The organism is Alteromonas sp. B31-7, from assembly GCF_015767655.1.
Lineage (GTDB): Bacteria > Pseudomonadota > Gammaproteobacteria > Enterobacterales > Alteromonadaceae > Alteromonas > Alteromonas australica.
On record NZ_CP065233.1, the window covers coordinates 3,924,466 to 3,939,599 of the forward strand.

The 15,134-nt window shown below is 46.7% G+C and carries 11 protein-coding genes; 2 read left to right on the forward strand and 9 right to left on the reverse strand.

Translation table 11 applies throughout. From position 1 onward, the window contains the following. Positions 1-22: 22 nt before the first annotated feature. Together ptsP and rppH are read right to left on the reverse strand one after the other, a co-directional pair. The gene (ptsP, locus tag IUA53_RS17110) at positions 23-2,314 is read right to left on the reverse strand and encodes a phosphoenolpyruvate--protein phosphotransferase (RefSeq protein ID WP_044449278.1); all 2,292 of its coding nucleotides are present in this window, start codon (positions 2,312-2,314) and stop codon (positions 23-25) included. Positions 2,315-2,356: 42 nt separating this feature from the next. Further along, the gene (rppH, locus tag IUA53_RS17115; protein WP_044058700.1) at positions 2,357-2,899 is read right to left on the reverse strand and encodes an RNA pyrophosphohydrolase; all 543 of its coding nucleotides are present in this window, start codon (positions 2,897-2,899) and stop codon (positions 2,357-2,359) included. A 114-nt stretch (positions 2,900-3,013) separates the two neighbouring features. On the opposite strand from rppH, the gene mutH reads away from it, so the two are divergent. Continuing rightward, positions 3,014-3,694 carry a DNA mismatch repair endonuclease MutH gene (gene mutH, locus IUA53_RS17120; RefSeq protein WP_196897485.1) on the forward strand — a complete coding sequence of 227 codons (681 nt, stop codon included), beginning with the start codon at positions 3,014-3,016 and terminating at the stop codon, positions 3,692-3,694. Positions 3,695-3,696: 2 nt separating this feature from the next. On the opposite strand, the gene IUA53_RS17125 is transcribed toward mutH, so the two are convergent. Together IUA53_RS17125 and IUA53_RS17130 are read right to left on the reverse strand one after the other, a co-directional pair. Further along, on the reverse strand, positions 3,697-4,773 hold the full coding sequence (locus IUA53_RS17125; RefSeq protein ID WP_044446115.1) for a helix-turn-helix domain-containing protein: 1,077 nt from the start codon (positions 4,771-4,773) through the stop codon (positions 3,697-3,699). 35 nt (positions 4,774-4,808) lie between these two features. Next, positions 4,809-6,314: a CYTH domain-containing protein gene (locus IUA53_RS17130; protein WP_196897486.1), complete on the reverse strand. Its 1,506-nt coding sequence runs from the start codon at positions 6,312-6,314 to the stop codon at positions 4,809-4,811. Positions 6,315-6,580: 266 nt separating this feature from the next. Between IUA53_RS17130 and IUA53_RS17135 the strand changes: the two genes are divergently transcribed. After that, positions 6,581-7,186 (forward strand): TIGR04211 family SH3 domain-containing protein, encoded by a 606-nt coding sequence (locus IUA53_RS17135; protein WP_044055940.1) that lies wholly within the window; start codon positions 6,581-6,583, stop codon positions 7,184-7,186. Between the two features lie 76 nt (positions 7,187-7,262). Here the strand turns inward: IUA53_RS17135 and IUA53_RS17140 are convergent, their stop codons facing one another. Genes IUA53_RS17140 through IUA53_RS17160 form a run of 5 tightly spaced genes read right to left on the reverse strand, consistent with a single transcriptional unit; the run spans position 7,263 to position 15,113 of the window. Then, positions 7,263-8,564 (reverse strand): sensor histidine kinase, encoded by a 1,302-nt coding sequence (locus IUA53_RS17140; RefSeq protein ID WP_044446114.1) that lies wholly within the window; start codon positions 8,562-8,564, stop codon positions 7,263-7,265. After that, positions 8,557-9,237 (reverse strand): response regulator transcription factor, encoded by a 681-nt coding sequence (locus IUA53_RS17145; protein ID WP_044446113.1) that lies wholly within the window; start codon positions 9,235-9,237, stop codon positions 8,557-8,559. Before IUA53_RS17145 ends, IUA53_RS17140 begins: the two co-directional genes overlap by 8 nt. Positions 9,238-9,245: 8 nt before the next feature. Continuing rightward, a complete protein-coding gene (locus tag IUA53_RS17150) occupies positions 9,246-12,377 on the reverse strand; it encodes an efflux RND transporter permease subunit (protein ID WP_196897487.1) in 3,132 nt (1,043 codons plus the stop codon). Continuing rightward, on the reverse strand, positions 12,370-13,725 hold the full coding sequence (locus IUA53_RS17155; protein WP_196897488.1) for an efflux RND transporter periplasmic adaptor subunit: 1,356 nt from the start codon (positions 13,723-13,725) through the stop codon (positions 12,370-12,372). Before IUA53_RS17155 ends, IUA53_RS17150 begins: the two co-directional genes overlap by 8 nt. After that, positions 13,722-15,113, reverse strand: a complete 1,392-nt coding sequence (locus tag IUA53_RS17160; RefSeq protein WP_044446111.1) for a TolC family protein — start codon at positions 15,111-15,113, stop codon at positions 13,722-13,724. The genes IUA53_RS17155 and IUA53_RS17160 overlap by 4 nt, the downstream gene beginning before the upstream one ends. Positions 15,114-15,134 lie beyond the last annotated feature (21 nt).

Sequence of the window (15,134 nt, forward strand, 5' to 3'; positions counted from 1 at the left end):
AAGATATCTACAAGGAGGCAAATTACGCTCCCGCTCTGATTAACCCACCTAACCCTTTCGTTTCCAGATAATCATTCAGATGTCCGAACACTTCTTCATGACTAACGGAATTCAACGCCTGCGAGAGTAAATGTTTGCTCTCTTCTAAGGTGACCTTTCGTATTAGCCAGTTTATTTTACGTAAATTAAACGCGTTCATACTTAAGCGGCGATATCCCATTCCCATTAAGAGAATCGCACCCGCTGGCTCGCCAGCAATTTCACCGCAAATAGTGACTGGTATTGCATTTTCGTTTGCTTGCTTAACAATATTATTAAGGGCTGCAAGGACCGCGGGGTGGTAACTGTTGTATAGACTAGCCACGCGGGTATTGTTTCTATCCACCGCGAGCAAATACTGCGTCAAATCGTTGCTCCCCACAGAGAAGAAATCAACATGTTGAGCCAACTGAGAAAGTTGATACAGGACTGAAGGCACCTCCAACATTATCCCGAGTTTTGGGCGCTGCAATCCGTGGCCGTTTTCACATACTTCGTCACAAATCTCAAAGTAAGCTTGGTTCACTAATCGTTTTGCTTCTTTAACTTCACTGACCGTTGAAATCATGGGAAGCATAATTTGAAGATTGGTTAATCCTACGCTTGCGCGCAACATAGCCCGAACTTGGACAAGAAATATTTCAGGATGATCGAGGGTTAAACGAATTCCTCGCCAGCCCAAAAAAGGGTTTTCTTCATTAATGGGGAAATAGGGCAAAGGCTTGTCCCCGCCCACGTCCAATGTTCGCATGGTAATGGGCAAGTTAGGAGCCGATTCAAGAACCTGACGGTAAAGCGCTACCTGCTCTTGTTCAGAGGGAAAGCGCTCTCGTAACATAAAAGGAATTTCAGTACGGTACAAGCCGATACCTGAGCCGATAAAGTCAGCGTTGGCCTCTACATCCGCAGAGAGTCCTGCGTTAATGTAAAGCTCCATTCGACAACCATCTACGCTCTCGCAGGGCTGCCCGGCCTCAGCGTCTATGCGTTCGGTAATGGCCGACTCTTCTTCAATAAGTTGGCTAAACTCAGCCTTAATGTTTCGCTCGGGCGAAACAATCACCTCACCGGCGTAACCATCTAGCAGTATTTCTTTGCCTTCGAGTAACGACGGAGACACATTTTGACAGCCCATGACCGCGGGTACGCCCATGGCTCTCGCTAAAATAGCCGCGTGAGAGTTGTTAGAACCTCGAATGGAAATAATGCCTTTCAAGGTCTCCCGAGGAAATTCCGCTAACATGGTGGCAGAGACTTCTTCAGCCACCAAGATGCTATCGCGGGTGGGGCGTTTTTCTTCTACTTTTTGGCCATTCGCTTCACTGAGGATATTGACTAAAATACGGTCAGATAAGTCAACAATATCAATGGCGCGCTCTTGCATGTACGGGTCTTCCATAGCTTGGAAGCGCGCCGCATAACTGTCCACAACCATTTTAAGAGAGGAGCCCGCATCCCAACCCTCGCGAATTTTTTCCTCAACTTCGCGACCTAAACTATTGGCATCAAGTAATTGATGATACAGCTGAAATATAGACTTAACGTCGTCAGGTATGCCGTCGTCCAAGCGCAAAGACAGGCTATCAACATGCTGGCGAGTAATTTCAACCCCTGAGCGATAACGCTGAATTTCTTGAGATGGCGAGCGAGTTCGCTTGATAACGTAGTTTTTGAGGTTTATCGATTTATCGGGGGAAAAACCAAAACCTATGGCCAACCCAGGGGAGCCGGCAATACCTCGCACGTTCTTTTGCTGCACAATGGCTTCAACGCTTGACGTATTATTCAGTGCTCCTCGAATATCGGCATTGGTGATCTCAAGAGCCAACTGTGCCGCCAACGTCACTAAAAAGGCCTCTTCGTCTTCACTGAAGCGGCGCATTTCACTTTGTTGCAACGTAATAACGCCCAGTACCTTACGCTGATGAATAATGGGCGTGCCTAAAAAGGCGTTATAACTTTCTTCTTTAACTTCTGGGTAGTGTTTAAAACGAGGGTGGCTATGGGCATTGACAATATTAAGCGGCTCTTCTCGCTGCCCTACTAGCCCAATAAGACCTTCAGAAAAGCCAATTCTCACCAACTCTACGGCATCGGGGTGCAAGCCATCGGTCGCTTTTAAGGTGAACACTTGGGCATCGTAATCGGCAAGATAAATCGAGCAAGAATCCACTTTCAAGGTTTGCTTGACTTGGCTAGCTAGGCGAAAAAGCGCAGTATCCAGTGCAGGAATACGATTCATTTCCTGCACAATACGTTTTAATGTGGTTAGCATTGCACCTGAATTACCCTGAGACGACACCTAATACTCCTTCACCTATCCTCGCCTACGCTTTTTTCCACGTCGTTGAGTTGCTGAATGCTGGCGCTGCTGTGGCCGCTGTTGTGCCGACATTACCACGGGCGCAAATTCTTTCATCACCCGACGGTAGACGTCACGTTTAAACGACACCACGTTTCTGATGGGATACCAATAACTGACCCATCGCCAGTCATCAAATTCTGGATGCCCTGTTTTCAATACATTTACATCCCGCTCGTTACAGTCTAACTGTAGCAGGAACCATTTTTGTTTTTGGCCTATACAGACCGGATTACTCCCTTGGCGGATTAACCGCTTTGGCAGTTTGTATCTCAGCCAGTTTCGAGTCACACTTAAAATGGTGACATCTTTCGATGTCAGTCCCACTTCTTCGTGTAGCTCTCGGAACATAGCCTGTTCAGCAGATTCCCCTTCATCAATTCCGCCTTGAGGGAACTGCCATGAATGTTGACCATAACGTCTTGCCCAAAATATTTGACCCATTTTGTTGCAAATCACTATGCCCACATTCGCACGGAATCCATCGGCATCTATCACATAGACTCCCGGGCACACTATACTTTTATATTCTTGCATTCTTCCATAATATATACAGCATTCAAAGCATTAATCGAAATACCTGCATTTCGTCACCAAATTATCGAGCCCAATATGCAACCACCTTCTACCCCGCCTTCCTCAGCAGAAGCCCTACTTGAGCGTTGTTACGCGATTGCAGGCTTAAGTTTAGGCGAACTTGCTACATTGGCTGAAGTCGCCATACCTAAAGACTTACAGCGACATAAGGGCTGGCCAGGCATGCTTATAGAACGTTGGTTAGGAGCGAGTGCTGGGTCAAAACCGCAACAAGATTTCCCAGAGTTGGGTATCGAATTAAAAACCATTCCAATTGATAGCGATTTTCGGCCGCTGGAAACCACCTATGTGTGCTTTGCTCCTTTGCTAATGCCACCAGGCATCACGTGGGAAACCAGTAATGTACGAAATAAATTACAGCAGGTGCTATGGCTCCCTATTGAAGGAGATAGGCGAATCCCCTTAGCTGAGCGGCGCGTTGCAACGGGATTTATGTGGCAGCCTAGCCTTCAGGAAGACACTCTTCTTCAGCGGGACTGGGAAGAACTGACTGAACATATTTTCACCGGAAATGTAGAATCGATGACCTCACGGCAAGGTGTGGCCTTGCATATTCGTCCTAAAGCGGCAAATGGCAAAGTTCTCACTGACGCATTAGGCCCTGAGGGCGAACGAATTAAGACTCGCCCAAGAGGATTTTATTTACGCAAAACCTTTACTCACAATATATTGATTAACGCGTTTTCAAGCCGCTAGTTTTAGGGGTGACTTTGAAAGTGTTTAACCAAAACGTCACCAAGAAACTTTTCAGAGTTCAACCCCAAACGTTTGGCAACACTGGAAATATTAGCATCACTTCGTAACAACACTTTTTTAGCGTAATCTAATCGATATTGATAAATAAAACTGCGAAAATTCTTTTTCTGTTCCAACTGAAGTGCAATAGCCAACGTGGTAGGGTCTACTCCGGCATCGTGACTAAAGCTTTTTAATGTTAGCCCGAGTTGCTTGTAAGCTTTGGTTTTGATCACGGCACGTTCTGCACGGCTGATGACTTCGCGCATTTCTGCTGGTTTAGCCTCTCCAATATCCAATCGCTGATAATCTAAAGGGGAAGGCGAAGTGCTAACCTGCCGTGTCAGCGCATATAAAATTGCCAGTAAAGACAGGCCAATAATAACATGATGCAAACTTTGCCAAAATGGCAAAGCGAAAAACCCAAAGGTTGCTGCCGTCACCATCAGAATACTAGTAAAAGCCACACCAACTGTTGCTCCCGACGCCCCAGCGACGCCTTTTATACGGAATTCACGGACATCCACAACCTGTTCAGGTAAGTGATGGTGATACATTTGTACGTGTTCGGTAATAAAAATACCCAATAACAAAACACTGAACCCTGTCAGTAAAGCTGGCAGATAGGCGGGCCATAAGTTCAACGGTGCGCCGCTTGGCGCAGCACCAAGCCAAAGGGCTTTCTCACTGGCAGGTATAAGGAGAATGGCACATTGACTTAGCGCGGTTACCGCCAAAGGAATCCAAAGCCGACGGCGGCGTGTTGGGTGAGCCAGTAACATAGGTTTAATCATGCGGTAGCAAGCAGACATTAACATAACGGCGAAAACATCCCCTAAACCGTACAGGGGTAAAAAGGCGTCAAGTTGCCACAGGCGAATCCATTCATCTAGCATAAACAGTGGCCAACTCACCATTGCTAACGCCAGCCACTTGGTTTGTGCAAGGTGTTTGCTGCGGTACAAATAACGTATCACTACCACGCCGTACCCTGCAAGTAAGGCATAAAGTAGGTAATCAAATATCGGTACTGAACTCATCTTAACCACATCCTTGTTAACGTGATGCTACGGATTTACCAGTAAATATCTTTTTGCATGGCTACCGCGCGCGTGCGCTCCATGACTTTAATTAAGGTACTTAGTTTTTCACTGGTCCACTTGCTTAGTTCTGCTTGGCTTTCTAATTCGGCATCTTGTACCGCACGCTTTAACATGAGTAAGGCATTTAATTCATCGATACCTGTGAGTAAGTCAAGCCAGGGTGCGCGGAAGTTTCCACGCTCTTCCACAAACAAGTCACCGAGTAAAAAACCACTCCACAAGGTTTGGCGCAATAGCATTTCTACTGCGGAATAATTAGCCGGTGCCATCGGTTTATTCACAGGCATACTCTGCTGCACCGTTTGCCATCCTTGAGACAACCATCCCTTCGCATGATCAAGTACAGGTAATTGGTAACCCGTCGCCTCTTGACGCCATGGCAACGCATTGATGACATCAATGGCTTGCAACTTGATTTCGGTGGCGGGTGAATCGAAAAATAAACGGGCAGGGTCGTGCGCATGTAATAAACCGGCTTTTCTGCCTTGTAAGTAACTGACAATAGCGGGGTGCTTACTCAGGGTTTTATGGAACAAGCTTTTTTTCGACAGCAAATAACGCAAACTCTGCAAATCATCTTGCCAACCCCATTGTTGCGCATAGGCGGTGAGCCTTTTGTGCAGCGACAATAACTGAGGGCACTGAAGCACGGGCAGATATAAAGAGACACTTTGTAATAACAAGCGCACACTTTTCGCCACTTCAGCCAACATTTTAATTGACCCACTTTCTATAAACATATGCTCGTGGTGCTGCCAATGGGCAAGGGCCACTTGAATTGCACTGCAAAACGCTTCTTCGGTGGTAGTTTCGGTGGAAAGTGCGAGAAAATTGGGCAAGGGCCTAATTTTAGCAGTTAATCCATGGAGTAATTGGTAACCTTGAGCCGCTTTTGAGACATCACTAAGTCGCACGTTCATGGCGTTGTTGATATAGGCAGCCAGTACAAACAAGCTATCGATATCGCCTTTTTGCAATTCCAATTCAATTTCGTTGATGGGTGAGCTTGCTTTAGTGGTTGCCGCCTCTCCGCAATCCAGCACCACTTCTACGGTACTATGATTCACTTCCACGACATAGGCGTGGCGGGTAAAGTGGGTGCTAAATTGCTTCACCAGCTGGCTATTCATCGACTGAATTTGCCAATCGTTGGGCCAAACATCGGACTCAAACAAAGTGAGATCAGGGGATGGATTTGCTAAAGGTATGTTGTATTCAGCTCGCTGATGCAAACCACCGCTTACTTTTCCATTTGTCTTTAGCGTTTGCTCGTAAGTGCCGTTATTGCCACGTACGCGAAACCCCATTTTCGCTTGTTGAAAATGTTGCTGCTCGGTATCGTAGTAGTCGTTCTCTAAGCGCAATTCTTCATGGGATAACACCTTAACGTGATGACGTTCGAAAAGCGGAAGCACCCGCTCTTTAAACGCTTGATGGGCATCGTGTTGCGTGACAAATTTTAGTTCTATTTCAGACATATCGACGCGCTGTGACCTTTTTATTATGTTGTAAACTTATACCAACCCTTGCTGTGCGCTGTCTAGCCCTGCACGAAGATCAAGCGGTACTAATGTGCATCGATAGTGCTTTGTTCTTATGTGCTTTTAACGCGATGAAACAGCAAGCAGCCATCGCCATCATACCTTATGCGTACGATTAAAATTAGACAAAAGTGGAACAAACTTGCCTTTATGTCGGTCAACCAATACCATCTCCATGTTTTCAACGAGTATTTGGACTACCTATGATTCGAAAGTGGTTATTTGTTGCCCTGTTTGTATGCTCATGCCAAGCGTTCGCCTTGCAGGACAATACACCAACACAAGACGCATCTTCTTCACATTATATTCGTGACGACCTGTTTATTTTTATGCATACAGGCCCTAGCCGAAACTATCGTATTTTAGGATCGGTAGAGGCAGGCACCCCCGTCACTGTATTAAGTCGCGATAATGAAACTGACTACACTCAGATAAAAGATAACCAAGACAGAACGGGCTGGGTAGAATCTAAGTTTGTCACCACCACTATGTCTCAATCTGAGCAGTTGCCTATCATTAGCGAGCAACTGGCTGACAGTCAAGCTGCTCTACAGGCCGCTTCCCAGGAAAATGCACGTTTACGCCAACAACTTAATGACGCACGTCAACAAGTCGCGCAGCTGAGTACTGAAACACAGACACAGGCTGAAAAAGTCACTCGACTCACCGCTAAGGTTGAAAGTGCAGATAAAGATGAAATGGTCACCTGGTTCACACGTGGCGGCATGGTCGCGGGTGCGGGGATTTTACTGGGCGTGTTTCTCACCTACCTACCCAAAAAACGCAATCGCAGTAAAGAGTGGATGTAATTTAATGATGGCGCGGGCTCATGCCCGCGTGCGTATGACGTTGAAATAGTGGCGTGCATGACCTTAAAACCACAGGCTATACCTGTGGTGCCGTCAATGAACGAATGGCTAACGTAACCGAATACCCTTTCTCAGTAAACTCAGGTCGATACGCCCAGTTAAGCTTGATTGAAAGCTTTTCAATCAGTTTAAGACCAATCCCAAAGCCCTCTTCAACACCACTTCCTGTATCGTCTAAACGAGGCGCTGCCAAGGCACTGTCCTCGACGTTGGTGACGACAAGTTGCTTGCCTTTAAGACGTATATTGACCTTTCCTTGATAGGTATGTTGAAAGGCATTACGAATAATATTGCCAATAACAATTTGCGCGGCAGTCTCCGGCAGCATGAGCGTACATGGGTCTAAGTTAAGAGAAAGTGACACCGACTTCCCTTGTAACAAGTACATTAGATCGTCAGCTAACCCTTTCACCATCTCGGCGACATCCACTTGATGTTCAACTAACCCGGTGGTTTCTTCTCTGCCTAACCACAACAAAGTTTCGGTTAAGTCAGCCATGGTCTTAGAGGCATTATCAATACGCGATACTGCATTCCTGCCTTTACTGTTTTCCACATCCACCACGCGGCATAAAAGCTCCACACTGCTTCTTACTACCGCGATAGGGGTTCTGAGTTCATGACTGGCATGGTTCACAAACTCTCGCTCTCGCTCTAATGTCTGCTTCACGCTTTGCAGGCTTTTGTGAATAATAGCAGCAAGGGCGTTTAACTCTTTGTAACGGAAATTAGGAATAGGTGCGTCTAGCTGAGCTTCATCCAATCCTGCGGCCCATTGTTGTAGCGACTCTACCGGTCGAGAAACAGACCGTAGCAGTAGAAAAAGTGCAATAGCAAAGGCCATTAACGCTGCCACACCCACAAGAATACTATAAAGCTCATGACCTATTCGAAACGACCTTTTATTCGGTGTAGGGGGAGCACGAAAACTTTGAGATACAAACACCTCACCGCGGTCTTCTAGCGGAACCACGACCAAAAAATTAGCCGAACGAGGGCGGGAAAACATATCGGGCTTATCAATATCTTTGTGCAAGATGAACGGCATTAAGGTGGCTTCACTAAAGCTCTGTTTTACCGTGTCGGGTAAATCGTCATACGTTGCAGCAATATAGAAGTCTAGTACTTGTGTAGGGGCGCCTGGCTCAACAACGACATTCTTTGCGGCTCTCACCATACTGCTTCTTAGCATGCCATCCATGCCGTCTAGAAAGTTATCCGCAGACTGAATAGAAAACAGGGCAAAAATCACACTGGCCACTGCCAGTAAGGTTAAAATAACATACTTGCGAAGACTCAGTCTTAACCCTTCAACCATGGGCAGGCTCCGTAAACAAGTAAAACCCGCTATTAGGCCGTGAGAGTAACTGCACGTTAGCGTTTGCTTGCGTTAGTGCTTTGCGCAAATGATGGATATGGACTTTTAGCGCGTTGCTTTCCGGTGCATCTTCCCCCCATACGGCTTCAACCAAGGTAGCACGAGACACACACTCTCCCCCTGCGCGGACTAAATGCTTTAGCAACCTATAAGTTGTAGGGCTAAGTTTAATTGCCTCACCATTTGCCATGGCTACCTCTGGATTTACCGTTAAAATCACATTCCCAAAGGTTAACTGATTCACTTGGCTTGAGCGTCTATTCGCCAAAGCACTCACTCGCGCCACCAGTTCGGCCATGGCGAAAGGTTTTATGAGGTAATCGTCAGCGCCCTTTTCAAACCCCACCAGCTTGTCTTCCAACTTGTCGCGTGCAGTAAGCATAATAATCGGCGTATCATCACCTTCGTTTCGAATATGCTCACACACACTAAGGCCATTCATTTGCGGCAAATTAATATCAAGAATAATGACCTGATAACGGTGAGTTTGCTGAAAGTGCAGTGCAGCCATGCCATTTGCCGCATGGTCACACACCATATCTTCAAGCTCTAAATAGTCGAGTATATTCCCAGCTAAGCCTAAGTCATCTTCAACTAATAATACTCGAATCATTCTTTCTACTACCCCGTCACTCTCAATACGCTTTTCTTCGCGCGCGCGCCTATGCCCGCAACATCTTCATAAATTAGCAGCAATGCGGGAATTAATAAAAGCGTGATCGCCGTAGCAAACAAAATACCATACCCCAAAGAAGCTGCCGCCGGAATGAGAAACTGTGCTTGAATCGACGTTTCACCCAATATTGGATACAAACCCACAAAGGTGGTAATTGAGGTGAGCAATACCGCCCGTAGTCGACTGGTACAGGCCTCAATCACTGCATTTTCTAGTGCCATACCCTCTCGGCGTAATGCGTTAAACCGCGACACCAACAACAAGCTGTCGTTCACCACAACGCCGCTTAGCGCTAAGATACCATTAAGTGATAATAGACTAAGCATTAAACCGTTCGACCAGTGCCCAATAATAGCGCCCACAATACCAAACGGAATGGCCGTCATAATAATCAAAGGTTGGATATATGATTTAAGCGGTATGGCCAGCAAAGCAAATATAGACAGCAATGCGAGGATAAAAACGCTTTGCATCGAACTTTGGGTTTCCGCCTGCTGCTCAGCTTCCCCAGCAAAATACAGCGATAAGTCTTGATACTGTTTTTCTAACTGAGGTACAAAGCTCTCGTTTAAGTAATTAACCAACTCTGTTGACGTGATGATGTCACTATCTACCGAGGCGCTTACTGTTAGGGCGCGCAATCCATCTATACGGACCACTTGCTTTTGCTGAACATCTTGAAAAACGGTGGCCACCACACTCAAAGGCACCACAGTTCCATCATCTAAGCGCACTTGCGTATTCATAACGTCAGAGGGGTTCATGCGGTCTTCTTCAGGGTACCGCACCCTCACTTTTACTTCGTTTTTATCGCGCAGGTAACGCTGTACAATTTCACCACCAAACGCTTTTAGTAACTGTTGCGACAAGCTTTGCGTGTCCATCCCCAGCGCTCGCCCTTGAGGCGTAATCTCAAAACGCATCATCGCTTCGCCAGGCGTTAGCGAGCTTTCAATGGCATACACCCCATCAATGTCTTCAAGTACTTCCTGAAAAGCTGTGTTCGCCGCAATAAGCGTATCTTCGTTAATGCTTTTAAGCTCCACTTTAAAGCCATCTACCATTTCTCTGCGGGAGCGAATTTTCAGGCTTTTCACCCCCTCCAAGGTGCCGGTTAACGCATTCCATCGTGCCGAGAGTTCATCTAACGAATAAGGCTGAGATTCATCTAGCGAAATGGTAATGGTGCCACTTTGATCACCACTGGCGGTGACTTGTAAGCTGCTGATGCCAGAGCCCTCTGCGCCTTTTTCAGCAATGAGTTGACGGTCAGCTTCTAATGCATTTTGCTCTAGCAACAATAAATTGCGCTCGTTTTGCCCAAAGCTTGCGTCACTGTAAAGAGATAAGTTAGCGGTGACGGTGTCCCCTTGCATGCTAGGGAAAAAGCTCACTCGCACCGCGCCGGTTAATGGCAAACTCATGACAACAACAAATAGTGCAATAAACAACAGCACAGCGGCATAGCGGTAAGTTACCGTGACCTTTAAAAGAGGCTGATACAACCGGTAGTTAAACCATTGCAATCCAGCATCCGCTTTTCCTTGTACCTTATTCCACAGCCCCGCAATGCCCTTTTTAGGTGTGGTTTTGGTTGGTAGGTGCGCCAAGTGAGCAGGCAATATGAGTTTTGACTCCACCACTGATAGCAGTAAACACAAGGTGACAATGGTGCCGAACTGGGAATACAAGGTGCCTAAACCACCAGAAACATTAGAAAGCGCAAAGAAGGTTGCCACTGTGGTGAGCACCCCAAACAAAGTAGGAATAGCCACTTTGTGCGTTCCCGCAATGGTATTTTGTAAAGTATCACCGTACTGTTTACGGGTGGCGTAGACACTTTCCCCCACCACAACCGCATCGTCAACCACTATCCCCAATGCCATAATAAAGCCGAAAGTGGTCATTTCGTTCAACGTCATATTGGTATATGAGTCTGTCATGAAGTACAGGGTGCCGAAGAAAATAAACGGTAATCCCGCCGCGACCCAAAATGCCACTCGAAGGTTCAAAAACAGCGCAAGTGTCACAAACACCAGTGCAATCCCCATTAGGGCGTTATTAGTAAGTAGGGTTAAACGCTCCGTGATAAGCGTACTTTTATCGTACCAGGTTTCAATTTCAATCCCTTGTGGCAACAGCCCTTTTTCGTGCCATTCATCCACCACTCGATGAGCTTGTTCAACCATTTTGGTGACGTCGCCATACTCATCCATGAGCACTTGGATACCATAACCATTTTGCCCATTATAGCGTGATAAATTATAGCTATCGTCGGCGAACATGTCGGTAACCTTCGCTACATCACCTACTGTTAGGATAACCCCATTACTGCTGGTAAAAAGCGGTATACTGGCAAAGTCTTTCGCATAGTAAGCCTGTTCAGACGCTTTTAACCGAATCACCTTTTCTTTGTTTCGTAAACTGGTAGTAAGTGCGGTATTAGATTCTTCATTAATGGCGTTTGCCACGTCTGAAAGCGTCAACCCATAGGCTTGAAGTTTTGCCTCGTCAATTTCTATCGACATCATAGGATCGATAAAGCTACCTGCGCTGACTTCCCGAATCGCCTCCGTCGCCAATAAGTCCCGCTCTAATTTCTCACCTAGGTATTGCAACGTTGCATGGTCTGCATCACCGTAAAGCTGTACCCAAATAGCATGTTCCTGTCTGCGCGCCTTATCAATAACAGGGTTTTCAGCATCCGAGGGAAAATTAGAAATACTGTCTACTTCAGTTTTTATATCGTCGAAAAGCACATCAAGGTCGTACTCGGTTTCCTTTTCTACCTGTACGCTTGCACCGTTTGCATTTGAGGTGGAGGTAATGCGTTTAATACCCGGAATGGCTTCTAGCGCATTCTCTATTTTGATGGCAATCCCCTCTTCTGCTTGCTCAGCATCACCACTTTCATAGGTCATAGAGATAGTGACAAATCTGGGTTCCATACTAGGGAATGCTTCTTTTCGAATATCCCCCATCGAGACCAAACCCAAAATGATCAAACTCACCATTAAGAGGTTTGCTGCCACAGAGTTTTGCGCAAACCAGGCAATAATCCCTTTGTGATTAGTCATGACCTACCCCTCCCGTACGTCCTTCAACCACAGGGGCTACGGCAGTATTTTCTAAATAGCTGTTTAACGGGCGAGCCACAACTAGTGCCCGTAATGCATTGTTGTACGGCGTAATAAAGGCAAACCCATCCCGTTCAAACAACACCTCAGGGGTAAATTTTTTCAATAACCCAGTATCGGGTTCAACCAACCACACTTCTTGTTTTTGGGATACCGAAGACGCCGGAATTTTCCACACATTGTCCAGCGTGCGACCTTCAATTTCTGCACTAACAAAACTGCCAAATGTTAACGGTACAGGCTGCATCAAAGGGTCGTTTACGGTAACCACAGCATTACGCTGGCGCGTACTGGCGTCTTGATGTAATTCAGCCCGTGAGACCACGGCTGTCCAATGATTGTCGGTAGCTGAATCGGCAATCGTTACAGGCCAATCTAAAGATTCACCGGCAGTAAAATTGGGCAGTTGTGCCCATTGACTTGGCGATAGTGCAACGGCAATTTCAGCTGTGTTTAGCGAATACAATGTAGCAACCGTTTCACCAGATTGAACATAGCTCCCCAAAGAAACATCCCGGGTCACCACGAGCGCATCAAAAGGTGCCGTTATCTCAGTGAATGCCAAATCTCGCTTCGCAGTTTCCAGTATCTGCTTAGCCTCATCTAAACTTGCTTGCGCCGCTTTTAATTGAGGTTGTCGCAACACTAGCGCTGACGCGGGTTCGCCTTCTAAGCCAGAACGCTGCCATTCATCTAATGCTTGAACACCTTGTAAACGCTCTTCTTCCAAAGCCACCACGGCACTTTCATAATCAGTTTTAGCGCTACTTAATGCTTCGACATAATCGGTATCATCAATAAAGGCTAATACCTCACCTTTTTTCACTACAGCACCGGTTTGAAATGTATCGGAAAGCTGAGTAATACGGCCACTGACTTGCGCCACCAAGGTGAGCGCATCTATGGGCATCACTTCGCCGTACCCTTTTACCGACGCTTTATAGGACGAGTTTTTTACTGCGAACACCCCCACCTGAGCCAAGTTACTGTTACTCGTTTCTGTGGCATTGCTTTTTCGCATTCCGGCCCTTGGGCCCACGCCACGCATTCCATTTGCAGGCCTTTCACCTTGGGCTGGCGCAAACGCAGCATTTTTATTCATTCCACGAGGCGTATCTGGCTTTTCACTTACCTGTTTATTTACAGGCACACTATTGGCTTGGGCTTTATTTCCGGCACTAGATGGCATCCCTGGGCGTCCACCGCCCATGTTCATCATGGTATAAACAATAGCCAACGCAATGCAGGCTGCCGCTAAAAGGGTAACGATAACTTTCTTGTTTTTCATTGAGACACTCCAAGGCCCAAAGCGAGGCCTAAGTCGATACGATTTTGAAGTTGTGATGCACGCAACTCAACCTGTTGCGCTTGCAAATCAAAGCGGGTGTTGTAAACAGACAGCAAGTCAAGAATGTCAGCGAGCCCCTGACGGTAATCACCAGAGGTGCTCTGGACACTTCTTTGCGCATTGTCAATTGCCTCTGCAGTAAAGCGAATACGTGCTGTTAGGGTACGCTCGTTGTCTATGGCATCTTGGGTTTCTTGAACCGCATGAAGTAGGGTTTCTTTGTATTGCCACCACGCAGTCAATGCATTTAGCTCGGCCGTATCTACTTGCGCTCTTAATTCCCCCCCCTGAAAAAGTGGCGCGGTAATCTGGCCTAACAAACTCCACAAAGGGTTCGTGAATAAGGCGTCAGAAGCAGAGCTCGCTGTGTCGGTTAATGCCGCAGATAGATTAATGCTAGGTAACAAGGCTTTGTAAGCGACATCGACATTGTATTCTGAAGCTTTGATCGTAAAGTAAGCGGCTTGCAGGTCGGGGCGTCGTGCCAAGTCTTGATCGGGAACAGACGTTAAAGGTACAAGTACGTCTGGATAGGACACATTTAAATGCAATTCAGGTAGCGACTGCTCTTGGCGACCCAGCAACACCGCTAGTGTGCGCTTGGATGCCGCTAAAGCGTATTCGTACTGGGCAATGGTAGCACGGGTACTTGCACTGCTCGTTCTTGCGGTATCCAAATCATCCAAATCTCCTAACCCAGTTCTGTAACGGGTTAAAATTATGGCTTCTTGGTTCTCTAATACTTGCAGGCGCTGACGTTCAATCGCAAGCAGATTCTGTTGAGTGATAACCTCTATATAGCTTCGAATTACACTGGCAGCTAAGCTATCTCTGGCCGACTGATAACTCGCCCGCGCGCTCGCAGCATCTAAGTTAGCCGCGGTGACACCATCAGCAATTTTCTGCCATAAATCTAGCTCCCAGCTAACCGATAAGCTACCGGTAAAACTCGTGTCAGATTGCTCACCTTTAGCGCCACTTAAGCTGGCGTCTATATTAAGATTGTCTTGAGACTCAGCACTTTTAATGGCCACCTGCGCTTGTCGCAGAGTAATCAGTGTTTGCTGCAAACTGGGGTTGTGACTTAGCGCTTCATCAATGAAGTCAGACAGGTGCTCTATGCCAGACACATCAATGAGATCGGTAAGCTTGCTTGCGGTAATTGCCGCGGCAGGCGTTTTGTCATCACGGGTAAGAGGCTGCCAAGCCACTTTATTGCCGGTGATTGTCTTTGCAGATTCGCTAAGTGATTTGTCACCCACATTGGCACATGCACCTAATAGCAAACTCAGTGCTATGGCGCATGCTGTTTGTTTCGTTTTAATCATTTACCTTTCCCATACTGCCCT

Excerpts from the sequence above, each read along its gene's own strand:
- IUA53_RS17150 (WP_196897487.1), bottom strand. The coding sequence starts at position 12,377 with ATGACTAATCACAAAGGGATTATTGCCTGGTTTGCGCAAAACTCTGTG.
- mutH (WP_196897485.1), top strand. The coding sequence starts at position 3,014 with ATGCAACCACCTTCTACCCCGCCTTCCTCAGCAGAAGCCCTACTTGAG.
- ptsP (WP_044449278.1), bottom strand. The coding sequence starts at position 2,314 with ATGCTAACCACATTAAAACGTATTGTGCAGGAAATGAATCGTATTCCT.
- IUA53_RS17145 (WP_044446113.1), bottom strand. The coding sequence starts at position 9,237 with ATGATTCGAGTATTATTAGTTGAAGATGACTTAGGCTTAGCTGGGAAT.
- IUA53_RS17155 (WP_196897488.1), bottom strand. The coding sequence starts at position 13,725 with ATGAAAAACAAGAAAGTTATCGTTACCCTTTTAGCGGCAGCCTGCATT.
- IUA53_RS17130 (WP_196897486.1), bottom strand. The coding sequence starts at position 6,314 with ATGTCTGAAATAGAACTAAAATTTGTCACGCAACACGATGCCCATCAA.
- IUA53_RS17135 (WP_044055940.1), top strand. The coding sequence starts at position 6,581 with ATGATTCGAAAGTGGTTATTTGTTGCCCTGTTTGTATGCTCATGCCAA.
- IUA53_RS17125 (WP_044446115.1), bottom strand. The coding sequence starts at position 4,773 with ATGAGTTCAGTACCGATATTTGATTACCTACTTTATGCCTTACTTGCA.
- IUA53_RS17160 (WP_044446111.1), bottom strand. The coding sequence starts at position 15,113 with ATGATTAAAACGAAACAAACAGCATGCGCCATAGCACTGAGTTTGCTA.
- IUA53_RS17140 (WP_044446114.1), bottom strand. The coding sequence starts at position 8,564 with ATGGTTGAAGGGTTAAGACTGAGTCTTCGCAAGTATGTTATTTTAACC.